Genomic DNA, 22,733 nt, shown 5'->3' on the forward strand with positions numbered 1-22,733 from the left:
CCGCCTTACATGCCCATGGCCCAGCCGCCGAGCAACGACGAGCCGAGACCGAACAAGCCGCCCATAGCCGCATTGGATTTGGCGACCTGCTGGTTATAAATCCCCACCTGATCCTGATAATTCTGGTTCACGAGCCCGGCATAATCGACGGTCGGAATCTGGCTGCTCGACGTGTTGCCTGCATAGGTCGGTTGGGTGACCTGCGATCCGCTCAACAGGGCGCCGATCTCATTAATCGGCTGGTTGCGCTGGGTAAGGATCGCTGAGAGCGCATTGTTGTACATGTCGCCGGTATACTGATCGGAAGCGGCCTGCTTGTTCGTGCTGAAATCGCGCATCGCATTCGTATAGGCTTCAGAGCCGATCTTAATTCCTTGATCAGCCAGCTTTTGGTCGAGGCTCGCAGAGTCTCGGTCCCACTGATTGTTGAACTGTCCCTGCCAATTGTCGTTGATATATTTCTCGACATTAGCGGAACTGAGATCGAGCGGCGTATTGAGGTAATCCGCCATCTTAGCGGATTGCTCATTGGCGAGCTTGCCCAGATTGAGATTTGCCGCCTGCGTCTGGTCGAGAATTTGCTGCTGCTGCGGAGAAAGCGTCTGGGTGGCCGTGTAGGTCGGGACGTAATAGCCCTTGGTCGAAGTCCAGCCATCCGGCGTATAGGCCTGCTGCTGTGTCGATGCAGCCGTCGCGCCAGTGGTCGAATAGATCGGCTGCCCGTTCTTATCGTAATGGACAACGCTGCTCTGGGTGCCAGCAGATCCGGGGACGGTGACCGAGTGCGTCGGCAAGCTGCTGTGATATTGCCCGCTGCCATCTACCCAATATTGCTGCCCGTTCGGATCAGCGATGAAGTTTTGTCCCGTCTGCGAATAGGTCAGGTTTCCATACGGGGTGACCTGATTGACGTTGTTCATCGCAGCATTGGCCTGCGCGGTCGCAAGATTGGTGGCCGTCTGCGCCGACGCAGTCTGTTGCGGATCGGGCGCCGTTGGTGCCTTAGGTGTGCTGACCAATGGGGAAATCCTCTCTCAAAATTCCGTAGAGCAGGCCATCGCAGTCGCCGAAATAAGCTCTCTGACGCCCTTCCAGGTGCCCACCGAGGCGTTCGAGACATCTTTGAGCATTCACGTTATCCGCGCGCGTCCTGAACGTCGCTCGGCGGCAACCGAGATTTTCCACCACATAAGCGAAGGCCGACTTGATCAACGCTCGAGACAGCCGATCCGCGGCAAGCGATACCTCGACGTCATGCTCTGTCCAGACGTTGAAGACGTAGCCAGCGATGATCTTGCCGCCCCGAACCTCTGCAATCGTCGTGTAAGGTGGCCGAAACTCGACGCCGATCCTCTGCCCGACCCATGCGGCGATATCCTGCCTCGGTTCAGAGACGATCAAATCGGCGTTCCCTTTTGATAGAGAACTGTTCCACCGATCACGCCGGCCTCCGATATCGAGGTGCTGTCACCGGAGATTTGCGCGCGAACTGTAGGGGCAAGAGCAACACCGATTGCGTTCGACGATGCAAACTTGGTGCTAACCGTCGTGCCGGGCCAATAAGCCTGATCCCAGAGCGAAACATCCCATGTGAACGGCCTGACGGCTGCCGCCAGTGCAAGGAGAGCTTGCGGGACCGTCACCTGATAGTCGGCGGAAACACCGAGATAGAAATTCGTCGATGCACCGGCTTGAACGGTCGCACCGATCAACGTTTCAAACTTCGGGGATATGGAGTCTCCGAACCGCTGCCAGGCGCCGACCATCAATGCGTCGATCGGGTTGCCGGCGTCATTCGAACCGACTTCAGCCTCGTAGACGTTGCCATTTGCGGCGCCGAAGAACAGGCGATCATTCCATGCTCCCCAGCACGTCGAGGAGAGGCCTACAAACCGGCACCAGCCGCCTGTCTCGGTGTTCATGACATACTGGTATGGACCATAGGCGGCCGGCAGATTCACGATCGCCATGCGACGACGTGGGAATGCTGTTAACTGCCACTGATCTGACGTCACGCCAGCGTCCGCAACGGTTTGAAGCCAGGTCGGCGCGATTTTCGCAGTAATGGAACCGAGATCAGTCGCGCCGCGGTCAAGCTGCACAGCCTTGGTGATCGGAACAATACCGTCTGTCGTCATGATCGCCAGATCGGCGCCGACATTGATCATGCACCGGTCTTGCCCGAGCGGGCGTCCCACCTTGAATGTGCCAAGCAGCGAGAAACCCGACGCGGTGGACGGATCAGAGCCCTGATAGACCAAAATCTCGCCTTCCGATGACATGAGCACCAAGCATTGCTCAACGCCTGTCGATACCGGAATGGTCCAGACGCCCATCGCGACGAGGACGGCGCCGTATTTCATGCTGCCACCACACGGAAATGCTGTTGCAGCGCCGCTTACCGCGTCCGTGGCCAGATACCAGATCTTTGCCGTGTTCTTTTCGATGAACCACAGCCGCGACCGATATGCGACCACAACCGATAGATTGCTCGCCGTCAGACCGGTTCCGGTGATTGCTGTCGTGGCCCACGTCGAGCCATCATAGAGCAAGGGCGTATCAAGGCCATTGACCAGGCGGAGAAAACTACCGGCTGAATTCGTGTATTGCTGAACCGACCAACGAGCACCGATCTGGCCAGAGACAACAGATGCGGCAATCCCACCGGAGGTGATGTCGAAGATCTGCGAGCCCGCGGATGCGAACAGCTTGTTCGTGGCGCCGGAATACGGGATGATCGTCTGCACGGTCGCGCCGAGCATCGAGGCGAAGATATTAGAGCCATATCGCGCCCGCACCCGGTTCGACTCCGGAAAGAAATTGTCGAGCTGATAGGCAGCGTCCTTCGGCATGTCGGCAACCGCAACGTCCGTGCGCCATCCGGCGGTAGGAGCAACCCAATCTCCCGGCGCGGAAACGCGGCGCGTCTTTGGCGTCACCAATGCGGGCTGACGAACCATGGCGTTTTCAGCCCTGCTGAAGCTCGGCAATTGCCGCATTCGCCGTCTCTAGCTGCGCCTTCAGTTCCTCGATCTGCTTCTGTTGAGTTGCGGCGTTGGCGAGAGCATCGCGCGTTGCATCGGTCATGATGGCGCTCGTCGGGAAACCGGCAAGATCGATCGGCTGCGCCGGCAGAATGTCATCCTTGATGATCTCGCCATCGAGGGTAATACGGCGCAGGTATTGGACATGAGCGCCGATCGGAGCACCGTCAGGACCGAAGCGAACCAGCAGCTCGTAGGGAATGGTGTTGTCTTGGATATCAGCCACGGAAGAGACCTTTTCGATTATGAAATGATTGCGCCGTCTGGGAAGCGCCAATTGGTGCCGTCCGAGATCGCGAAGCGCTTGTTCGAAGTGCCATTGGAAACATAGATGACGCCTTGCGGATTTGCTGCGGCTGATGGAGCGGTAGCCACCGTGAAGGAAGGCAATTTTGGAGCCGCCGAAAAGGCAACGACTCCGGTTGAACGAGTTATCAATATGGCTGTGCCAAGAAGCGTAACTCCGTCATCGGCATAGCGATTGAGAAAAAAATCAGAGCTAACGTTGCTTCCGGATTCGGTCCCGGCCGTTACGCCGGCGATCCAGCGAAATGATAGTGATGTGGAGAACCTAAGCTGTCGCGTCTGCGCCGCTGTTCCATCAATCGCAAGACCGGGGCCGGCCTGAATTGTCTGAGCTGCAGACCAAGTGTTTGCCCCATTCAGCAGCGGGACAGTTGCTCCAGATGTGCCGGTATTCTGGGTGGCTGCCGTCCCAAGTCCGAGGTTGCCTCGCGCCGTGGGCTTGTCGGCTAGATCGCTCAGATTGTTCGCCGCGAGAGCGAACGAGGTCAGAGGGGAAGAATGAGCTTTCCCGAACGTATTGAACCCAATGACCGCAACCAGGGTATCGGACGTCAGTGTATTGATGTTGTTGACCTGCGTCACGAAACATCCCCCGTCAGGATCACCACGCCATTATCGGCGTCGCCGGCAAGCGCATTATCGGGAATGCCGCCACCGACATACCCGCCGAAGAAATTGTCTGGCATATCGCCGCGGTTCGGGAGCGAGAGCGAAACGGCGGACGCGGCACGATCGGAGCCCACCTCGGATTCCTTGGACCGCTCGAAGTTGTCCATCTCCTGGGCGTAATCGAGCCCCTTGGCGCGCTTCCAGCGCCACATGAGCGAAAGCTCCACCAAGCGCTCCGGAATGAGCGCCGTGTCGTTGTCGTTTGCCCACGTTGCCGCCGTGCTCGGGCCGCCGCTCACTGCGATCCAGTTTTTCGAGATGTACTCGTAACTCATCGTCTCGCCGGAAACATTGGGGTAGATCGCGAGCTTGCCGCCGATCATGCGCCACAACTGCGGAACCGGATTGCTGTTGATGATGAGATTCCGCTGCCAAGTCCACGGATCCACGGGACCGTTGAGCTGCCATAGCCGTGAATTGTTCCAGATTACAGAATTGTCGGTGAAGCGTTCCCAATCTGCAGGCGGCTCGGCCGGTTCGGGCATTGCGCCCGTCGCGGTAAATGTTCGCTGAATGAGGAGGATCGACCAGTCATGATCTCGGGCCAGATCGTCCCCTGCCCTCTGGCATAGAATCCGCAATTGTGTGGTCATCGGGTCCGGCGACCCCATTACGAGGCCCGGAATGGCAAGCGAGAGTTCCGCGCATACGTTCTGGATAATAGTCAGCAAACTCATGCGCGGATCTCGGTTTTAGAGTTCAAGGGTGGTCTCGCGGGAAGCCTTCGGCGGCCGCCCCGGACTGCGGCGAATCTCGCCGCGTTCGCTGTCTTCCAGGCGATCGGCGAGGACCTTCAGTTGTTCGCGAAGCACTTCCATATCCGAGCGCAGGCGTTCGTTTTCAGCGGCAAGCGCTGAGGCTACCGAGCTGTCCTTGGCGCTTTCGAGGAATGCTTTTGCCGCGGCAACCAGCTCATGTGCGCCCATGCCGATGTTCTGCTTCATCGTGTCAGAAAGCGCCGCCATCTGCTCGACGGTGTAGATGTTGACCGCCTCGAATTCCTTGATCTGGCTGGGCTTCAGAAGCGGCCATTGAGCAAGGGGAGTGCCGACGATCTGCTCACGTTCGCCAAGACCACGCTTAAAGCGCGCATAGGGCTCATGAAACCGCTCTTTGTCGGCTTCCGTGGCTTCGCGATAGACTTCGGTGTTTTTGTCGCCTGCAATGACGATGCGAACGAATTCACGATCCTCGAAGATCGGGCGGCCCGCTTGCTGCGACTTGAAAGACTGCTCGACGGGCTCGAGACTGAATGCTGCATAAATACCGGTTGATTCGGCCATGGGATTTGCTCTCGCTGTTGATGGCGGGGAAAGGAAAGGGCTCCGAAGAGCCCCAAATTATTGCTGAGCTTCCGCCTCGGGAGGCGCTGGTTCGTCCTTGGGAGGATCGATCGCGTCGGCGACGAAAAGCAGAAGCTCTTCGATCACCAACGGCACGTCACGGCCAGCCTCGCGAGCAGCCGTGATCTTTTCAGTGAGATCATCACGCAGGGCCATCTTAGTTGACCTTGGCGATATACGGCCACTGCAGGCCGACTTCGGTTACGTTGGTCGCCGTCACCGTAATGCCGGCATTGCTCGACGTGGCGTTAGCCGACATGGTGATGCTCTGGATCGCACCGGATGGGCTGTAAGTGATCCCGGTGATGGTCGTGGAAGCAGGAATGCCGGTACCGGAGACCGTGGCGCCGATGAACGGACCAGAACCCGTGCTTACGCCCGAAAGAGCAGTCAGTGTGGGGGAGCCGCTGGTATCGGTCGCCGTGAACGTGAAGTTCGCAGCGGCGAACGATACAGGCGTGATCTGCTTCGTGGTCGCGGTCGGCGATGCAGGTACGGCAAGCATGCCGGCGGTCGCTGTAGTTTCGGCAACGACGATGTTCGCCGTAACCGTGCCGCTGGTGAGTGCCGGTGCCTGGCCGGAGCGTTGGACCCAGATGTAATAAACACCTGCGGCAAGCGTGATGGTGCCCACAGGACCGCCGGAGATGGTCGGCGGCTGTGCAGCTCCGGAAAATACGCCACAACGATTGCCGACGACGGCAGCGGTGGTGGTGAGCAAGGATGCATTGTAATCCTTGTCCCACTGAAGCCACTGACCGGGCTGCATCGTGGTCGTGGAAGCGAGCGTGAGTTTGCAATAAACCCATTCCGCTTCACTCGGCCCCCAGGAAACGGAGCCGAGGGAGAAATTCGGCCCAGGAATTCCGGAGCCAGCGACGATCGGGCCTTCGACAACGAACGGGTTCGCGCCGAAACGCTCGGTCTGAGACGTTGCAACAGACATGTGGTTGATCCTTTCTGTTTCGGCTTAGGCGAACAAGACGCCCTGGAGGAAGGCGTTGTTCATCGTCATGTTGCCGGCCCAACCCCAGAGACGAACAAGCGCATCCTGGTTGGGGTTCATGCGATCATCGCCAATCGGCGACATGTCGCGGTCGCGATGCGGCCGGTAGAACAGGTACTTGGTGTTCAGCATGTACATCTGGTTCGAAGGCGCACCGCCGCCGAAGCCACCGTCAAACACGACGTCGGAGCCCATGTATTGCAGGGTGTTGAAACCCGCCATGCCCTTGTCCGATGAGGTGATGCGCTGGATCGCCTGCAACGATTCCCAATAAAGCCGGAAATAGTTGTTGTCGGCGATGATGAGGTCCGGTTGATCCGGTCCGCGCGAGCACGACAGGTAGAGCCGGTTCATGTAGGACTGGATGTTGGAGGTCGACGCAGCGCCGCCGCCATCCGAGGTCGCAGAGAACTTCTGGTTACGCCAGAAGGCCCATGTGGCGCGGTTGATGCCGCCAATGGTGCCCGAGGTCGGAGCCGTCGAAATGAGAAGCTGAAGGCCTCCAATCTGGCGCCCACCATCGGCCGTGCCATCGGAATAGCAATCGAGCGCGATATTGTTCTTCAGCGTGATTTCCGCATTCTCAATACGGCCTTCCAGCAGGTCGAGAACTGCGTCTTCGCCGGAATTCTGGAGCTGCTCCAGACCGGAGATGGAAACCGCAACAGCGGCCTGCTTATAGTCGTATTCCGCCGCAGTGATGACGTCGGAGGGCTGGACGTTCAGGAGGTCATAGCCGGAATAGCGCTTGAATGTGCTGTTTTCCTGGTACTGCAGTTCCTGAACGATGGTGCGGCCGCCGGAAATGGGCTTCTTGCGGCCGCGGCTATTGAGACGGGACAAAAGCCCGTTGTTCTTCGTCACATCGTCAGCAATCACGCCGCTGCGATTGCGCAGAGTCGTGGTGACGATTTCCGAAAGGTTCGGAGAAATTGTCATGTGGTTTTACCCTGTGATCAGACGCGACCGCCCTGGGCTGCCATGGCCTCTTTGAGCGTGTCGCGAATTGAGGATGGCTTTCCGGCGCCGGCGTTCGCACTCGGGCCGGGGGCGGAAGAGCCGGTGATGGATTTGGAGGCCCTGCGGGCTTGATCTGCCGCAGCGGCTCGCCTTGCTTGCTCGTCCTGAACCGGCGCCGCAGTCTGATTGATCAACTGCTGGCGGATGTCAGGACGCATCCAACATGCCATGTCGTAGGCATCCTTGAGCGATCCTGCTCGACCCGCGCTGATGAGGGCGACCATATCGTCAAGAACTGCTTCTGCATGCGTGTTGGCCTTGTCGGAAAGGAACGCATCGACTTGATTTTGCGTGTCACGTTTCCGGAGAACTTCTTCGACCGTCGCTTCAACGTTGATGGGTTGAGGCTGCGGCTGTTGGCGTTGGGGCTGCGGTGCAGGCTGTTGAGCGGGAAGGTTGATTTTCCCCTCAACGATTGCCTGGGCCAGCGCCCGAATATTGACGCCGCCGATCTGTGCGACGTGGAAAACGGTGCCGATCGGATCGCGCTGCAGGAACTTCTCGTAATCGAGCGCCTTGCGCATGACTTCGGCATGGGTGGTGTTGCCCTGCTTGATGAGCGGGGTGAATTCTTCGAGGCCCTTGTAGTCTTGGAGAACCTTAAAGCCCTTATCGACTTCTTGCTCTCTGTTGCTGATCGCGACCTTTACATTTTCCGGCAGCGTGTCGAATGCGGCCTTGGCATCTGCTGACCAGCCGGGAGGAGCTTTGTGGATTGGCTGCGCCACAGGCTGAGCCACTGGCTGCGTTGCAGCGGTTGCTTCAGGCTGCGAGGCCTGAGGGGCTGCCTGCTGCTGTACGGGCTGCTGGGTGGCGGCGGCCGTAGTCTTCTGTTCTACCTGCTTTGCAGCAAATCGCCCCGCTTCATCACGGCTCCGGCTGTCCGGCTTCTGTTCCGTCGTGTCAGCCGGAGCTTCCTTCATCGCAGCAACGAGGCTGTCGCGGATACTGACCGGCTTTTCGGATACGACAACGTCTTCGCTGCCCGTTTGGGCCTCGTTATTCAGATCTTCCATGTTCGATTGGTCCTTTTTCGGGGATTGATGCCCGTTCAGGCGGTATGCTGCTGATAGGCTTCTTTCAGAGCCTTACGGATGCCCTTGCGGTCCGCTTTCGGTTTCTCGATCGGCTGGGGCTTCTCGTTGCCGATCTCTTCCACGCCATGGGCGCGATATTCACCCCGGAGCTTTGACTTCGAGGTGTAGAATTTCCCGTCATGCATCGATTGGATTTCGATGGTGTCGCTGACGAAATGCGGGGCAGGCAGATCGGACGCTGCGAGATTGCGCTCGGGGAGGCAATTATGGGGCCAGCGGTCCAGTTCGTGCCAGCCACCGCAGACGCGGCAATAACGCTGTTTCATTGTACGGTCCTCACTGGCTGGGCCGCCGCCTGCTGCATCTTCTGCTGATGCTGCATGACGTTCAGCGCCGCCTCACCGCGCATCCGTTCCATGCCCATGCGATGCTCTGCTTCGGCTTGGGCAACGCCCATTTGCGCTTTCTGCTGCTCGGCCTGGGCTTTGACCCGGGTCGTCTGCAGCTTGATCTGCTCATCCGGCGACGGCGGCGGTGGCGGCTTCGGAGTCGTCGCCTGCTGTGAAAGCTGAGCACCAGTTTGTTCAAGTGTGCTTTCGAGCTGGCGCCCTGCCCTGAAGCCGCGGGCGGCAAAGAGGAGGGTCTCGACCATTACCGGCACGAGGAGAGGCTGGGTCTGGGCAACCGGGCCGGCTTGCTGGATGAAGCCGCCGATCATCTGCACGAATTCCATGCGGCGCTGCTTTTCGGCGTCCTCGTCGGGCTCGATGGTGGAATCTGTCTCGATATCGATCCTGAAGCCCCGCACACTGTCATTGCGAAGCAACTGGACAACCTCGTCAATCGTCGGCTGCTGCATCATCTGATCCATGCCCTGCGGCGGCTGAGGCGGTGGCGGCGGCTGCTGACCCATTTGCTGCGCACGAGATGCAACGGCCTGATATTGCTGCTGCGCCTGCTGGGCTTGCAACTGAACGGCCTGCTTCTGTTGCATCGTCGGAAGCTGAATACCGCTCATCATCATCAGCGTTTCAGGCTGGAACTGATTGCAGACGATCTCACCAGCGATACGAACGATGTCACGGGCGAAACGGGCAAGTTCGCCCTGACGATCACGGATGCGGATCGATCCCCATTGGCTTTTGATGCGCTGTGCCGTCGCAGTCTCAGATGCCTGCGTGTCACCGCGCACGATGTCCGAAATGCCGGTGATTTGATAGACATCCTCTATCAACTGCTTGCGGTTCTCGATGCAGGCGGTGATCACCTTCTGCACTTCGTCGATCGGCAACGTGACAATTGCGTTCGAACCGCCTTTATCGGTGAACGCAGCCCATTCAGGGATCGGCACCATCACAGTGTCGTTTTCGGGCCGCATAGCCTTTTCGATCGCCGGCGACACCGAACCATCCCCCGAAGGATAGAAGATCTTCAACCGCAACTGATCGGAAAGCTTGTTGATGCGCTTCGTCAGGATGTCGATTTCTTCGCATTGGCCCTGATAGTACACATAGTCCGGCACAGGGATTAGCGAGCCCGTCGAGAGCGTTCCATAGGCCGGCCGAGGGCAAGGCCAGAAGCCTTCAAGATCGAGCGGCGGCTCAGATACCTCCAGCGCGGTCGGCGATCCCTCGGCAATCCAGACGGTGTAATTCTCGGTCTTGCACCAGATCTCCCAGACATAGGTCTTGCCTTCATTCTGGGCGCGGTCAGTATCGGTCTTGCCTTGATCCGACCCGATTCCCTGGCTGGCGATGCGTGCGACGGCCTCTTCGCCAAATCGCTCTTTCAACTCCTCGTCCGTCATCGGAACGCGACGGGCTACCCATGTCACATCCTTCCAGCGCCTGGCCGGCGAATGCAGGAAGTCGGACCAATGCACATAGTCGATGCAGACGCGCTCATCGGTGATGCGCTCCAACGGCTGGAGCTGTTGCGCTTCCTGGGCCTCGTAGGCTGCCGTTTCTGATGGCTCGACGCCAAGATCCTCTGCCTCGATATCCGCTTCATAGCGCAGCCATGCCGTTCCACGACCACAGAGCAGGAAGTCGTCTCGTGACTCGCGCATCGTGGCGTCGATATCGGCGAACTCCATCAGGCAGGACAGATTGCGCTCGACTATCTCAGAACCCGACCGCGCGACCGGATCGGAGTCCTTGAACCGACGCTCCACGGCCGGCTGCGGCACCCTGGCATAGACTGCCGGCTGGAGAACCGAGATGTTCGCCCACAGCATCGGGAAATTGCGCTTGGCCTGGCTACCGCTATCATTCTGCTGTTGAAGATAGATCTTCTCGATCTTCTCGCAGCGGTCGCGCCATTTCTGGAAATAACGCTTGGCTCGCTCAAGCTCCTGCTGCCAATGCGCGCCGACCTTGTTCAGGTCGAAGCTCTGCGCATCCTGCTCTTCCGTCGCGTCGTATGCTGTCATCAAACTCTCTCGCTGCGGGACGGAGTGGATTCCAGAAGGTCGTTGAAGGTCATGTTGTGGATCGTCTTCACCTTTTGCGGCTGTTCTTCCTTCGGCCTCACGTAAGGACGCGACATGCAGCCGTAGCGCGCCTCGTCGGCAACGTGATCCTCAGCGTTGGTGTCCAAGTCCTCAGGGCGGTCCGGATCGTGCTGCAACAACGGCACGGTGCGGATGAAGTCCTTGCAGGTTGAGAACACGAACATTCCTGGCCGTTCGCCATCACCCTTCATGCGTGCCCGCATCTGATCCCAGCCACCCATGGCGCCACGCTGAGAGACGCGAGCATTATCGGCCGGTTTGAAATGGACCTTATAGCCGGTGGCACGCGCCATGCGCTCGGCAATGGACGGACCGCCATCTTCGGCGAAAGCCGCAGGGTCGAGCACGCCGTATGCAATCTTGTCTCTGCCGTCGCGCTCCTGAATGCCACGACCCACCTCTTCGGCCGTGAGCTTTAAGCCGACGTTCGTCTCGCCCACCTTGCAGCCGTACCACTCGCGATAACGGACGATCGCACCACGCGGGATGATACCGTTTTCAGTCTGGTGATCATCGGAGGCGATTGCCCACCATCCTACAGAGAACGGACGAGCAGAGCCCCAATCCATTGAGCGGAAACGCGTCCAATCGGACGGAATCGCAAACGGCCGAATGATGTGCTTGGCAGTATCCCAGCAATCGAAGAATGCGCCCTCGATGGCATTCCAGTCACCGGACAGCCACGCTTTCACGAGCTGATCGGACCCGACCAGATAGAGGTTGTTCACATAATCCGGGTCGTTCTGCATCAGCAGCTTATTGTCTTCGATCCGGCTCGGGATGAAGACGAAACGATGCTGCTTGCCATTCGGCAATTGCCTGACCAGCGACTTCATTCCCATTGGCGCGGGGTCGATGTACCGCTGCTTGATCCAGTGCTGGCCAGCGCCGCCAGGATTGCCAGTGAGGATCAATTGCGTCGGGACACCCTTGGCAGAGCGCAGAACAGCGAACAGCCGATCGATAGGCTTGGAGTCCGGATAAAGCCCCGCCTCTTCCACGCATGCGTCGCTGACGTTCTGGCCCTGATATTTGTCGGCGTCCTGCACCCGCTCCAATGGTCTGAAGCGAAGGCGGCCACCGCCTGGAAACGTCCATGTCTTCTTCTGGTCGTTCCATCCGGCGCCGATCTTGCCGTAAATCTCCTTGCTGCGCTCGATCGCGTCATCAAGCATCGGCAGTTCACGCCGGCAGAACAGCGCATTGAAGGCCGAACCATACATCGCTGCCTTGATGGCATATTTCCCCAGAACGCCATCAGTCTTGCCGCCGCCTCGGGCTCCTCCGAAGAAGATTTCACGGAACGGACAATCAACGAGTGCCTTCTGCGGACCTTCCTGCGGTGCCCAGACGACCCTACGTGTCAGATCCACCATGCTCTTTGAGCCATTGCTCCTCGGTCACAGGCTTGGCGCTGACGACGAAATCAAGGGCGCCCGTCAAATCGACGTCGAGCTTGTCGCCGTAAACTTTCGGACGGAGCTTTGCAGCAACCCATTTCCTGGCGTCGATCTGAAGCCGGCGATGCTCGATCATGTCGGCCTTGCTGATCTCGACCACTTTGCCATCCGCATCGAGCTTGGTTTTCTCGCCAGTCACCGGTGTGTTCGCGATGTCCAGGATCTCATCAAAGAGGGCATCCGCCTGAGCTTCGCGAGCGCGCGCGTACATGTCGCGAAAGCTGTCGTGTACACCAAGCCATCTGAACACAGTCGCCCTATGAGGCATATCCTCTGCAAGGCAGATCGACTTGAGGCTTTCACCTCCCGAAAGCCGTTCACAGATCGTGTCGGCTATTGCCTGCGTAAAGTCTGATGGTCTGCCTGTCATTGATTACCTCGCCGGTCTGAGCGGCTGCGTGGAATAAGAGGATAACGGGGATAACTTGACCGCTGGCTTGCGACTCAGAGGCGACAGTCGTCTGCTGCTTCTGCAACTCAGAAAGGAGCTAGCAATGTCGGATAAATCAGTTGTTCACATCGGTGAGAATTCACCGGAGGAAGTTGCTTTCAAGCTATTCAAAATGATTGCGGAGGTCGAAAAGAAAGCAACCTACGCATCGATGGGAGATCTTTCAACCGGATGGGCTCCGGCAGATAAGGATTACATTCTCAAAACTTATGGAGAATGCATTACTACCGTCCGTGATGGATGGTATCAGGCCAAATAACGAGAACATGGGCAAGTGCATCTCTCGCTGCCCATGTTCAGTTCATAGTCGAATGCTGCACATCACGTTAAAATCAAGAAAAGCAATGTAAGCGCGATCGGGAGGGCGATGATGACAAAAAGCAGCCACATAACAGCCCCCCAAAACAACCAAGGGGGAGGAATGTTCGGATTTTCATGGGATGCCATAAACGATTGGTCCAACCGAATCTATTTGATCGCTACGATCTGTTCCATCTCTTTTGCGGGTATTGCTCTCCTTGCCAGCTTTTTCATGTGGCGTTCGTCAAACGAGATATCGGCCGACAAAGACCGTGAATTGGCGCGCTTCCAAGCGAAAGCCAATGAGAAAACCGAACAACTCAGAAATTCAAGTGATCAACTAAAGCTAGAAGCCATCAAGTTACAAGAAAGGTTGGAGGCCGAGAGAGCAAGCCGGCTCCAGCTTCAAGCCGCTCTTTCATCAAGGCACCTTTCACCAGAAGAGTCAGATAATTTGACAGCGGCGGTGAACGGAAAGCTCCAACGTGTAGTTCTTAAATATACCAGCGACGCAGAATCGCTTGCCTTTGCACAAGACATTGCCAATGCTCTCGCACGAGCCAATGTACAAGTCATTCCGGACGGAGCAGGAATGATCGTTCCGAAGCCATATGGCGTTTCTGTGAATTCACCCGATCCGTCTCCCCTGACTACTGGCCTAAGGGCAGCGAATATCCAGATACAAACTGTTGCCTATCAGGGTGGGGACACTTGGATTCTCGTGGGCGAGAAGCCTCCTCCATTTTAAATTTCACCTCCATTCCTCCACCCCTAAGATCTTCAACTGGCTTGCGCCTGTGGGTCTTTCAGGGTTTCTCTCTGGGCGGCGCTACTTGGAACCCTTATTCGCGCTCTTCCCGATCAGGGCTACGAGACGACTTTCACGCCTCTCCGGGTATAGCGCTCCCGGTGCTTCTCTTCAGGACGGAACGACCAGGCTCGAACCCCGATCTTCACGAATGACTATCCGCCGTCCTGTCCTCCCCGCGAGGTCACAGAGGCCGCTGCTCTTCCTGCCTACCAGTGTTGCCGGCTGCGGTGCGGCTTGCTTTCGAATGCCTGCTGAACTCTATTCAATCTCTTGCGTTTTAAAGCGCGAAGATCGCTTTTCATGCGGGAGGAATGAGATGAGCTTCGTGCAATTGACTCTGATTGGACAGGCTGCAATGCCTGTTTTTGTAAACCCGAACCAGGTGGTATCGCTGGTAGCGCTTCCTGACCGTACGCAAATAGTGACGACTGCAACTGGCAACCATGGTGCCGCGATTGTCTACGATGTGACAGAGCTGGCTGCGGAGGTCGTACGGCTCCTGACGACCAATGCTTCTGTCGCCTCATCAGGGCGAGCTTAGGACAAAAGCCCGACCAGCAGTTAAGCCGATCGGGCTGCGAATGATTGACGGCTCCAGCGATATCGCTCGCCACGGTTATGCCGCTGTGTGCACCAGCGCGGCATCTTGCTTGACCGGCCCGAAGGCTACCGTCTGGGCGCCGGAGCGCTTTATGGAGCCAGCACGAGGATTCGAACCCCGGGCATCCGAATTACAAAGACGGCGCTCTACCTACTGAGCTATGCTGGCGAATATTCAGGTCAGGACGGCCTTCGCTCCCCCGGGGATACCACGTCAATTCGTGGATCGTCGCTGCTCTTATCCTCGTGAGAGGAATTGGTATCGAGAAGGCCGGTAACAGCGTCCGGCGTGGCTATCTCCCTTTCGGGGGGGGGCGGGACGATCAACTCCTACCACTGAATTCCTCATGACATATCGCCATGAGCTTCCCGATCTGTTTCGCGCCCCTGGCTCATGATTGCCGTTTCCGGCCTACAGGCTATTACCTGATCTGAGGTGTTCCAGCGCTTGCGCGATCTCTATGCCGCCTGCCGTCTGCGCAAGTCAGCTTTGCGGCGGTTATCGGCTGCGCACACCAAGACTGCGGTTCTGAGCTGAATGCCGCGCCCGAATGTCTCGGGGTTTGATTACTCTGGATTTCGCCAGTGCAGGGTCAATTTGCGGCTTAGCGTCCGATGCTCGCCAGTGTGTGACGCAAATCTCGGACGTTACCGTTTGTGAAGCGATATCTGGCTGATTTTCGGACAGCAGGCAATCCGCATTGTTAAGCCGAACCAGCATAATACGGTTGAGATTATCAGCAATACGCTGACAAATCCGATCAATTTGGCGTCGCAAAGTTCGGTCGTTCAGGTCATTTTCTACTGCAAAGGCGGAGATCGTCATGCCCCTCCTGACTTTAACCCAGCTCCAGGCGTAGATTAGCTTGCGGTCTGCCTCACTCGGAAGCGCATTGATCCAGTTCCATACCTGCTCCATTCGCCCGAGGGAGGCCGCAGACGCGTTTTCCCTGTATCGGGCAGGCTGCACGCCATAAGACTCGTCATAGCGCCTGACGGACTCAGGCATGGCGTTTCCGAACATCTTCGGACCGCGTACTGATGGCGATATGCGGAGCGTATCCGCCATCTCCAAAATCCGCGCCTCAACCGCTTTCGCTGTCCAGTCGACAAAGTTCACGCCGCGTCTCCTATCATGTCCAAAAGATCGCCCTGCACGGGCTGAAAGAATTTCACGCCGATCAACACGCGGAGAACATGGGATGTCGGTATTCCGCAGTTCATCGCCCTGGCCTTCTGGCGCAGGCTGCCAAGATCGATGGTGTTGAAGTCACCGACCAGCGTAGGCGACTTCACCAGCGATGGGTGCTGCACGAGGATGGAGGAAACGGCCTTGAGCATGTCGCTGTAGAGTTCCCGAGCATTCGTCGGCGTGCCGGTCATCAGCATGAAGACGAGCCGCAGATGATCCTCACCATACTCCCTACCGATCTCGCGAACCGTGGGTTTGCAATAGCACTCGTATGGCTTTCGGCTGGTGGGGCTGTGCAAATGGCCGTCAAAGAGCTTCACGCCGCACTGGCGCGCTACTTTGTAGATGTCACATGGCCGCCGCTGGAGAGAGGTCAAGCCGCGCTCCTTAGCGGTTGCAGCCCATTCGATGCCTCGCCTATATTGCCAGAGAAATGTGGTGGGGCGCCTACATGACACCGGACGACAAAAACTGGACGTATTGGCTGGGTTGGTATGCGGCCTATGCGATCTTGGGACTGATCTTTCTTGGCGTAATATGGGAAGGCCAGTTCGATAACGTTTGCGGGGGTTCCGCGCAGACTTGGCTTCCGTGGGCGCGACCAGAGGAACATTGCCTGAGAGAGTGGCTGGGCGCTCTCAGTGGCTGGGCGGGTCTCGTAGTGGGCATCCCCAGCATCCTTTATTTGGCTAAGCAAGTGCGGATGGCAGAACATGCAACCTTTCGACTGGCGGAAAGCGAAAGACGGCGGCAACTTGCGGCTTGTCGCAGCGTCCTCCGGATTTGCGGCCGGATAGAGAAGAATTTGGATCCCGCGAATGAGCTTTTGGTTCCCAATCCTGAAAGCAAGTTGTTGGAGCAGGCCAGGGACCTTAGGTATATGCTTGAGCACTTCATAGAACTCGTCAATGACCCAGCAATTGACCTGTTTGAGTCTTGGTTTCCTTTGGAAAGCGGTGATCAGGTAGATGCCGGTGAAATCCGCAGAGAATTGAGCAGGCATCTGCGGTTCGTAGAAGAAAATTTGGCGGAGAGCGAACCATCGGTCACAGCCGATGAGATCGTCGATTCCTACAAAGACAGCTATAATGTGCTGGTATCTTTCGAAGAAAGTATGCGCGTCGCCGCTAAACTCGCATTGAAAGACATTGATCAGGACCGCGCCGGTGGCTGACGCTTTCATAGCTTTCCGCCCTTCTCGGCAAGATACGCCGCTGGATCGATGCGCTTGACTTCGGACGCTGCGCCGAACGTGCCAAGCCGATGATCGCGATAGGCGCGATTGCCAGCGGGATCAAACTTAACCGCGGCAATATTGCGGACCCAGCCCACCGCCTTCGCGGCATTGCGCTTCATCTGCTTTTCCTGCTTTGCCGCTCGCTTCCTTCCCTTCTTGCTCTGCTTCGGGGCCTTATCCGGCTTGCCCCACAACACGCGCTTATTGCTGCGGCGACGATCGGGAATGTCGGCGGCTTGGGTATCGAGCCGATCAAGCGCCTTCCAGGCCGCGGCGTTGGTCTCAAACGGTCCTTCGACGACATTGCCGCGCTGATCGGTAACCTCGTACTGACCGCCATCGTTTCTCGTGACGTTGAGGATCTGGGTCACAGCCGAACCCTCCATGTGCGGAGCGACAGCCGAATCCGAAGCCAGAATATTTCGAGGATGATCATCGGATTTCCCTCCCCGGAACAAACCTCATGATCGCCGGTTTTGATTTCGAAGGATCACTGTCATGCCACGCCAATGGTGGGATCATCCGGTCACGATCGAAACCGCTCACGTCGGGCGGTTCATCACAATCAACAGCACCGAACGAGCCGCTGAATTCCTGCTGAATGAATGGCCGGGCGACGTCGAGGCCAAATCCTATACCGTTGCAGCTCAGGTCCTTATCGACGCCCACGAAGGCAGAGCAACGACTGACCAGGCTCGTGAAGCTTTCATCACCGCGGCGCGGGAAGCGGGTATTTTCGTTTTCAAAGAGTGAGGTCATGCCGCGCCTTTCGGGGTGTTGGCTTCCCGAGCCGCATAGGCGGCACGCTGCATTTCCATCTGCACAGCGTCGGAGAAAGCTTCGATTTCCTTTCTGATAGCTGCGTCCGCGTGTCCCTGAACCTGCAGTCGGGCGTAAAGCCGCCTACAAGTCAGTTTCCAAAATCGGTCAGCCGCCTCGCCGTGCCTGCGCTCAAGCACTCGCGCGGTCTCGCGAACGAAGTAGATATTTCGGTCGATTGGGAATGGGATAATCTCAGCCGTCATGCCGCTTCCCCTTCCATTTTCTCGCCACTCCCATGGGGCCCTGCCCCTTGGAACCCCGCTGGGGGATGATCCCCCAGACCCGCAACCAAACCCGCTGCGCGGCTTTGGCCTATCTTCATCTGAGGGTTCGGCACCGAAGCGATGATTGTTTGCACTGGAGTGTCGCCATTCGTATGTACTTCTACTCGCGACACTTCGGTGCAAGGTCGCTTCTGGCGGTAAAACCAGGTACGCCGGGATATCCCCTCGGCTTCCCAAGGCTTTGTAGCTGCCAGCGTGGTTGCCTCCTGGGATGAGCGATTTAGCATGCCCTGTTCACGCCGTTTGCGCTCCTGCCGGCTTCTATCCCGTTCGCGCTTAAGCTCTTTTGCTACTGCCTTTCGGTCTTCTGATGACAGATCGCAGGCACCAATGGTTTTTAGGCCAAGCGCATTGCGTTCCTTCATCGTGACATGCAGCAGCTTGGCGGTGGCCTCTGCACCGAGCATGTACTTCCGCCGGCCCACAGTGCAGACGAGATCGAGTAGTTCATCGTCGGAGATCCATGGTGCCCACGTTTTGCACCAATCGACGACCGACTGAGATCTAGGTGTCGTCGCGACCGCATAGATGTATGCGACACAACTATCGTAGTCATCTGTCCCAGCGGGGTCCGGTATTCCACGGTTGTGGCGATGACGGATCACTCTTTCGATTTCCCGCAGCCGCATCACTTCGATTGAGAATTTCCACTCCACCCGCCGATCACGCTTGCGCGCCGGCTTTTCCTTCCAGATGACTTTCCCGATCAGTATCTGCTCGGAGCCATCGCGGTTTGATTTGAGAACCTGTTTCAAGCGATACCTCAGAACGGAATCTGGTCATTGAGTTCAGGAAGCTGTTCCTGACGAGGACGATCCGACTGCTTGCGACCGCCACCATTAGGACGGACTGTGCGGCTGGAGACGAGGGAATCAGCAACGATCTGAAGCTGCTCGCGCTTCTCGCCATCGTTCGTGGTCCATGTGCTGCGTTGGACGCGTCCCGATGCGCTGACCATGTCGCCCTTCTGAAGGCGAAGGAGGTCTTCGGCGACACGACCGAACGCAAGGATGCTGATCCACAGCGGCGGAGCATCCTGTTCGCCAACGGCAACAGCCATGGAGGCGGCTGCCATCGGCTTTCCTGATTGGGTGGAGATCGAGCGGGGATCTTGGCCCAAGCGGCCATATGCGGCGGCGTGCATCATGAGAAAGCCCTCCGGCATATCTTGAAGGACTTCGCCAACGTGCAGGCCTCTGCAGCCTGGACGCTCGTCAGACCGAAACGCTGCTTGAGGACGGGGATTACGGCGCCGAACTGGTCACCTTTACGATCGGCGAGCCATTGGGCGGCGCGGGTTATGTTTGATGGGGTTGATAAATTTTCGGAGGCGGCCGTCATGCTGCCCTGCCCGACGTTGATGTAACCGGCTGAGATAGGCGATCTATTGCCCATCGATCAAGATCATCGAGATCATAGAGCGGAATGCGGCCTGCATAGCGCATCGCCGGGCCGCCGCCAGTAGTGGCCATCTTGTTCAAGGTAGCTAGGGCGATAGGGATGCCGTGCTTTTCGAGGAGATATCCCGGCACCTCAGATCGTCTTAGTCTGGGTTTTTCAGAACTATTCATCGTTAACCATTTCCCGATTTTCCATATGGCATTTGTGCCATACATGGCATAATCGAGATAATGGTGGTTAAGTCAAGAAAAATATATGGCATAAGTGCCATATCTTCTGAACGGGGACTGAAGTGGCAAAAAAGCAGCTAGTAAAAGATCAGGACAAATTCATCGTTCGACTTCCTGATGGGATGCGCGAGCGAATTAAGGCGAAGGCAGATCGCGCAGGAATGTCTATGAACGAGGCAATCGTATGGGTCCTTGAAAGGGAATTTCCGGCCCCCGTGACGCTGGAAGAGCGGCTTCACGATCTAGCGAATTTAGTGTCGATGCTGAAGGACTCGAAGGACCCTTATGAAGGCGTCGAAGCACTAATCGCTGAAATCGAAGAAACGGTAGATAAGATCGCCTCGGATAAAATTCCAACAGATCAGCGTTTTTCACGAATGGTCTATGACCGGCTGACATATTGGCGGGAATTGGAGCTTGATAACTGGCGCGACAAGCACGAAAGCCCGTTCGATGATGAAAACTGGCCATCATATAGCGGCGATGACCCCTTCGCCGAGGATCATCCCTCAGAGAAAAAAAAGGATTAGGCCCGGCGCGGCATCTTGAGGACCTTGGCAGTTTGCCCGGTCATCATACGGTGCACCTCGCCCGAAACCTTGTTGGCTGCGGCTATCAACACACTGTCGAGATGATGCACATAGCGTTGCGTGACATTGCCGGCCGAATGACCCAGAAGGGCCGCAATCGTTATTTCGGTGAAGCCGAGATCGCCGGCCACACTGGCGTAGGAGTGGCGCAGCGTGTGCGATGTCACACCGGCCAAGCCGGCCTTCTTGGTGAGGCGTTCGATTGCTTCGTCGAGCGAGCTATAAAAACCGCCTTCGCTGCGAGGTCCTGGCAGAACATGTGGGTTGTCTCCTTGCTTGCTGACAGTCGCGAGCAACTCAAAGACAGGTTTTCCAATCGGCCGGACTGATGCGCCCTCTTTCGAATCGCCGAGGCGGAAGCAGTTTCCCCCTTCATCAACCTCGGCCCACTTCAGACCGGCGATCTCGCTTAGACGAAAGCCCGTGAGCAAGAAAAGCTTAATTCCGACGACACCCTGCCAGATTTCGGTATCGGCAGCTTCCAGTGCGTTGCCCAGCGCCCGATACTCTTTTGCATCGAGTCGGCGCGTACGCTTGCCAACAGCCGGCTTCTTGATGCCTCGCGCCGGGTTATGCTGGATGATGCCTTCGGATACCGCATAGGTCAGGATAGCGCTCAAGAGCGTTACCGCCTGTGATGCGGTGCCCGCCCCTCCCTCGACGATCGACCGCCCCCGGAGCTTGCCCGTCTTCTCAGTCATTGCCGTTTTGCCAACGGTTACATCCCTCATCATCTTCACAACGTCGGCAGTGGTAACATCTTGGACGAGCTTGGCGCCAAGTAACGGCGTGATGTGCCGGTTCGCCCTGCCCTTGTCGACGTACAGCGTGGAGGCCTTCTTCGGTTGGCCTCGCTTGCCAAAGATGAGCCCTTTGTCAGCGGCGGCAAAATACGTCTCGCACAACTCTTTGATGGTGAGTGATTTCCTCCGCGTGGCTCGATCGAGCTGAGGATCCTCCCCGCGGGCTACGTCGCCAAGCACAATCTTGGCCTGTTTCCGGGCTTCCTCAACCGTTAAGGCACCATGGGAACCGACCTTGAAACGCTTCGTTTGCTTCCCGACTCTGTATTGGGCGACGTAGGTCTTTTTGCCGGTCGGCCATACGCGCACGCCGAAGCCGGACAATTCGTCATCCCACTCGAAATAGTCTTTCTCGCGCGCGTCCAAGCTGTCGATAACGCGCTTAGTAAGTTTCGTCATGCTCGCACCCAGGTTTTACAGGAAGCATATAGGAAGCGGCAGGAAGCAAATTGGGGTAAATTCGATCGCAACCGTTGTAATCGCAGAAAACGCTTACCGGCTGATATTGATCACATAATCGAATTTGAGTAAACAACAGGAAGCGTGGGAAAGTGACTTAGCTCTGCATTCCGATTCCAAAGGTCACAGGTTCGAATCCTGTCGGGTGCGCCATTTCTAACGTATTGATTCATCTGCAATATTTTCGGTAGTAGTCAGCTTACGGTTCTTCGCCCGTGCTGCTCGAAATCTATCCGCCACGGTACCAGTAGCCGCTCATTGTTGAATGAAAATCCGTTCAATCGGGTTCGGACATGAACAGAGCAATTTGAAAATCCATCACTCACCAACTGAGACGAGGACCGAAAGAGCCATAGGAACCGGGTGTTGACCCGCTTGGATCTAGCTGATTATCTCTTTGGACTCTCTCTTCCCATCGCCGACGTTCGGCCGCTTTGTCTTTGGCGTTGGCGGGATCTGCCGATTTGCTCGCGGTTACCGGACGAGATGAGCCGCCGGTTCCGCCGACCGTCGAGCAGGAAACAAAGAAAACAGCGGGAAAAATAATCAGAATGCCCAGGGCAACTGCCCTCGTGAGCCCGTTGTGGATCGGCTGCATAGACATCCCTTATGCTCTTTGACCATCTGTAATAGACGGAGATGTTATTCGATTTCGTATCGAGTGAAAACTAGAGGCTATTCGGATTTCCGTGTGATGGACATGGGTCCTGGCAGGTCGATCTGCAGCAGAAAGCGAGGCGGACGGCGGTGGCTCGCAACGCTCGGGTGCCTGCATAATCTCGCGGATATGTCGGTTAGCCCCCACGGACATCTGCCGCGAAATCTGGTAGGGTAGCGTTTGTCGCCTGGATCGGTCACCTTACGATGGAGAGGCAGATGGTTCGCATCCTTGCATTATCGTTCGTCTTCGTCACGCTCGCGCTGTCGCCCCTTCGCGCGGCTACTGTCGACCCAGCCACTGTGACCTGCAAAGAGTATAATTCGAGCAGCCGCCAGGGCATGCTCGATATAATCTCGGCTTTGTACGATGCCACGAGAAGCGACCCAAAGCTTGGCGCGCTCAAAGAAAGCAAGTTCGGGGATACTCTCGACAAAGCCTGCACTGCCAAACCAGAAGCGAAGGTGATCGACGCGTTGCGATGATCGGCGCTAACTT

The 22,733-nt window shown here is 57.2% G+C and carries 30 protein-coding genes and 1 tRNA gene; 7 read left to right on the forward strand and 24 right to left on the reverse strand.

Going from position 1 to position 22,733, the window contains the following annotated elements:
- Nucleotides 1-5 precede the first annotated feature (5 nt).
- Genes NXC24_RS14240 through NXC24_RS14305 form a run of 15 tightly spaced genes read right to left on the reverse strand, consistent with a single transcriptional unit; the run spans nt 6 to nt 12,767 of the window.
- The gene (locus NXC24_RS14240) at nt 6-1,019 is read right to left on the reverse strand and encodes a hypothetical protein (protein ID WP_104823885.1); all 1,014 of its coding nucleotides are present in this window, start codon (nt 1,017-1,019) and stop codon (nt 6-8) included.
- Nucleotides 1,003-1,401 (reverse strand): GNAT family protein, encoded by a 399-nt coding sequence (locus tag NXC24_RS14245; RefSeq protein ID WP_104823886.1) that lies wholly within the window; start codon nt 1,399-1,401, stop codon nt 1,003-1,005. The genes NXC24_RS14240 and NXC24_RS14245 overlap by 17 nt, the downstream gene beginning before the upstream one ends.
- Entirely contained in the window at nt 1,398-2,960 is a 1,563-nt protein-coding gene (locus tag NXC24_RS14250) for a hypothetical protein (RefSeq protein WP_104823887.1), read from the reverse strand. Before NXC24_RS14250 ends, NXC24_RS14245 begins: the two co-directional genes overlap by 4 nt.
- Nucleotides 2,961-2,967: 7 nt before the next feature.
- A complete protein-coding gene (locus tag NXC24_RS14255; protein WP_104823888.1) occupies nt 2,968-3,270 on the reverse strand; it encodes a hypothetical protein in 303 nt (100 codons plus the stop codon).
- A gap of 17 nt (nt 3,271-3,287) precedes the next feature.
- A complete protein-coding gene (locus NXC24_RS14260; protein ID WP_104823889.1) occupies nt 3,288-3,932 on the reverse strand; it encodes a hypothetical protein in 645 nt (214 codons plus the stop codon).
- Complete coding sequence (locus NXC24_RS14265) at nt 3,929-4,696, reverse strand: hypothetical protein (protein ID WP_245463881.1); 768 nt, start codon at nt 4,694-4,696, stop codon at nt 3,929-3,931. Before NXC24_RS14265 ends, NXC24_RS14260 begins: the two co-directional genes overlap by 4 nt.
- 15 nt (nt 4,697-4,711) lie before the next feature.
- Nucleotides 4,712-5,302 carry a hypothetical protein gene (locus NXC24_RS14270; protein ID WP_104823890.1) on the reverse strand — a complete coding sequence of 197 codons (591 nt, stop codon included), beginning with the start codon at nt 5,300-5,302 and terminating at the stop codon, nt 4,712-4,714.
- A gap of 57 nt (nt 5,303-5,359) precedes the next feature.
- Nucleotides 5,360-5,518, reverse strand: a complete 159-nt coding sequence (locus tag NXC24_RS35480; RefSeq protein WP_199773480.1) for a hypothetical protein — start codon at nt 5,516-5,518, stop codon at nt 5,360-5,362.
- A gap of 1 nt (nt 5,519) precedes the next feature.
- Nucleotides 5,520-6,308, reverse strand: a complete 789-nt coding sequence (locus tag NXC24_RS14275; protein ID WP_104823891.1) for a hypothetical protein — start codon at nt 6,306-6,308, stop codon at nt 5,520-5,522.
- Between the two features lie 24 nt (nt 6,309-6,332).
- The gene (locus tag NXC24_RS14280) at nt 6,333-7,307 is read right to left on the reverse strand and encodes a phage major capsid protein (protein ID WP_104823892.1); all 975 of its coding nucleotides are present in this window, start codon (nt 7,305-7,307) and stop codon (nt 6,333-6,335) included.
- A gap of 17 nt (nt 7,308-7,324) precedes the next feature.
- The gene (locus NXC24_RS14285) at nt 7,325-8,404 is read right to left on the reverse strand and encodes a hypothetical protein (RefSeq protein WP_104823893.1); all 1,080 of its coding nucleotides are present in this window, start codon (nt 8,402-8,404) and stop codon (nt 7,325-7,327) included.
- Between the two features lie 35 nt (nt 8,405-8,439).
- The gene (locus NXC24_RS14290; RefSeq protein WP_104823894.1) at nt 8,440-8,751 is read right to left on the reverse strand and encodes a hypothetical protein; all 312 of its coding nucleotides are present in this window, start codon (nt 8,749-8,751) and stop codon (nt 8,440-8,442) included.
- The gene (locus NXC24_RS14295) at nt 8,748-10,856 is read right to left on the reverse strand and encodes a hypothetical protein (protein WP_104823895.1); all 2,109 of its coding nucleotides are present in this window, start codon (nt 10,854-10,856) and stop codon (nt 8,748-8,750) included. Before NXC24_RS14295 ends, NXC24_RS14290 begins: the two co-directional genes overlap by 4 nt.
- A complete protein-coding gene (locus NXC24_RS14300) occupies nt 10,856-12,313 on the reverse strand; it encodes a terminase family protein (RefSeq protein ID WP_104823896.1) in 1,458 nt (485 codons plus the stop codon). The genes NXC24_RS14295 and NXC24_RS14300 overlap by 1 nt, the downstream gene beginning before the upstream one ends.
- Nucleotides 12,294-12,767 carry a terminase small subunit protein gene (locus NXC24_RS14305; protein WP_199773481.1) on the reverse strand — a complete coding sequence of 158 codons (474 nt, stop codon included), beginning with the start codon at nt 12,765-12,767 and terminating at the stop codon, nt 12,294-12,296. The genes NXC24_RS14300 and NXC24_RS14305 overlap by 20 nt, the downstream gene beginning before the upstream one ends.
- 124 nt (nt 12,768-12,891) lie before the next feature.
- Here NXC24_RS14305 and NXC24_RS14310 point away from each other — a divergent pair, with 124 nt between their 5' ends.
- The 3 genes from NXC24_RS14310 (at nt 12,892) to NXC24_RS14320 (ending at nt 14,500) form a co-directional block, all read left to right on the forward strand.
- A complete protein-coding gene (locus tag NXC24_RS14310) occupies nt 12,892-13,107 on the forward strand; it encodes a hypothetical protein (RefSeq protein WP_104823897.1) in 216 nt (71 codons plus the stop codon).
- 111 nt (nt 13,108-13,218) lie between these two features.
- A complete protein-coding gene (locus tag NXC24_RS14315) occupies nt 13,219-13,896 on the forward strand; it encodes a hypothetical protein (protein WP_158704483.1) in 678 nt (225 codons plus the stop codon).
- 379 nt (nt 13,897-14,275) lie between these two features.
- Nucleotides 14,276-14,500 (forward strand): hypothetical protein, encoded by a 225-nt coding sequence (locus NXC24_RS14320; RefSeq protein ID WP_104823899.1) that lies wholly within the window; start codon nt 14,276-14,278, stop codon nt 14,498-14,500.
- 152 nt (nt 14,501-14,652) lie between these two features.
- On the opposite strand, the gene NXC24_RS14325 is transcribed toward NXC24_RS14320, so the two are convergent.
- The 3 genes from NXC24_RS14325 to NXC24_RS14335 form a co-directional block, all read right to left on the reverse strand.
- Nucleotides 14,653-14,728, reverse strand: a tRNA-Thr gene (locus NXC24_RS14325).
- Between the two features lie 330 nt (nt 14,729-15,058).
- A complete protein-coding gene (locus NXC24_RS14330; RefSeq protein WP_104823900.1) occupies nt 15,059-15,679 on the reverse strand; it encodes a DUF6362 family protein in 621 nt (206 codons plus the stop codon).
- Nucleotides 15,676-16,128 carry a hypothetical protein gene (locus tag NXC24_RS14335; RefSeq protein WP_104823901.1) on the reverse strand — a complete coding sequence of 151 codons (453 nt, stop codon included), beginning with the start codon at nt 16,126-16,128 and terminating at the stop codon, nt 15,676-15,678. Before NXC24_RS14335 ends, NXC24_RS14330 begins: the two co-directional genes overlap by 4 nt.
- Before the next feature lie 74 nt (nt 16,129-16,202).
- Between NXC24_RS14335 and NXC24_RS14340 the strand changes: the two genes are divergently transcribed.
- A complete protein-coding gene (locus NXC24_RS14340; protein WP_158704484.1) occupies nt 16,203-16,925 on the forward strand; it encodes a hypothetical protein in 723 nt (240 codons plus the stop codon).
- A 5-nt stretch (nt 16,926-16,930) separates the two neighbouring features.
- Here NXC24_RS14340 and NXC24_RS14345 read toward each other — a convergent pair whose 3' ends face one another.
- Nucleotides 16,931-17,359: a hypothetical protein gene (locus NXC24_RS14345; RefSeq protein ID WP_158704485.1), complete on the reverse strand. Its 429-nt coding sequence runs from the start codon at nt 17,357-17,359 to the stop codon at nt 16,931-16,933.
- 127 nt (nt 17,360-17,486) lie between these two features.
- Between NXC24_RS14345 and NXC24_RS14350 the strand changes: the two genes are divergently transcribed.
- Nucleotides 17,487-17,741, forward strand: a complete 255-nt coding sequence (locus NXC24_RS14350; RefSeq protein ID WP_104823904.1) for a DUF982 domain-containing protein — start codon at nt 17,487-17,489, stop codon at nt 17,739-17,741.
- A 2-nt stretch (nt 17,742-17,743) separates the two neighbouring features.
- Here NXC24_RS14350 and NXC24_RS35700 read toward each other — a convergent pair whose 3' ends face one another.
- The 4 genes from NXC24_RS35700 to NXC24_RS14370 all read right to left on the reverse strand — a co-directional run bounded on the left by NXC24_RS35700 (nt 17,744) and on the right by NXC24_RS14370 (nt 19,665).
- The gene (locus NXC24_RS35700; protein ID WP_104823905.1) at nt 17,744-18,013 is read right to left on the reverse strand and encodes a DUF6074 family protein; all 270 of its coding nucleotides are present in this window, start codon (nt 18,011-18,013) and stop codon (nt 17,744-17,746) included.
- Nucleotides 18,010-18,849 carry a hypothetical protein gene (locus tag NXC24_RS14360; RefSeq protein ID WP_104823906.1) on the reverse strand — a complete coding sequence of 280 codons (840 nt, stop codon included), beginning with the start codon at nt 18,847-18,849 and terminating at the stop codon, nt 18,010-18,012. Before NXC24_RS14360 ends, NXC24_RS35700 begins: the two co-directional genes overlap by 4 nt.
- An 8-nt stretch (nt 18,850-18,857) precedes the next feature.
- A complete protein-coding gene (locus NXC24_RS14365) occupies nt 18,858-19,241 on the reverse strand; it encodes a single-stranded DNA-binding protein (protein WP_158704486.1) in 384 nt (127 codons plus the stop codon).
- 190 nt (nt 19,242-19,431) lie between these two features.
- Nucleotides 19,432-19,665 (reverse strand): hypothetical protein, encoded by a 234-nt coding sequence (locus NXC24_RS14370; RefSeq protein ID WP_104823908.1) that lies wholly within the window; start codon nt 19,663-19,665, stop codon nt 19,432-19,434.
- Nucleotides 19,666-19,787: 122 nt separating this feature from the next.
- Between NXC24_RS14370 and NXC24_RS14375 the strand changes: the two genes are divergently transcribed.
- Nucleotides 19,788-20,255: an Arc family DNA-binding protein gene (locus NXC24_RS14375; RefSeq protein ID WP_104823909.1), complete on the forward strand. Its 468-nt coding sequence runs from the start codon at nt 19,788-19,790 to the stop codon at nt 20,253-20,255.
- Here NXC24_RS14375 and NXC24_RS14380 read toward each other — a convergent pair.
- On the reverse strand, nt 20,252-21,517 hold the full coding sequence (locus NXC24_RS14380) for a site-specific integrase (protein ID WP_104823910.1): 1,266 nt from the start codon (nt 21,515-21,517) through the stop codon (nt 20,252-20,254). The genes NXC24_RS14375 and NXC24_RS14380 overlap by 4 nt on opposite strands.
- Before the next feature lie 936 nt (nt 21,518-22,453).
- On the opposite strand from NXC24_RS14380, the gene NXC24_RS14385 reads away from it, so the two are divergent.
- On the forward strand, nt 22,454-22,720 hold the full coding sequence (locus tag NXC24_RS14385) for a hypothetical protein (RefSeq protein ID WP_104823911.1): 267 nt from the start codon (nt 22,454-22,456) through the stop codon (nt 22,718-22,720).
- The last annotated feature ends 13 nt before the right edge of the window (nt 22,721-22,733 follow it).

The sequence above is a fragment of the Rhizobium sp. NXC24 genome, assembly GCF_002944315.1.
In the GTDB taxonomy this organism is placed as follows: Bacteria; Pseudomonadota; Alphaproteobacteria; order Rhizobiales; family Rhizobiaceae; genus Rhizobium.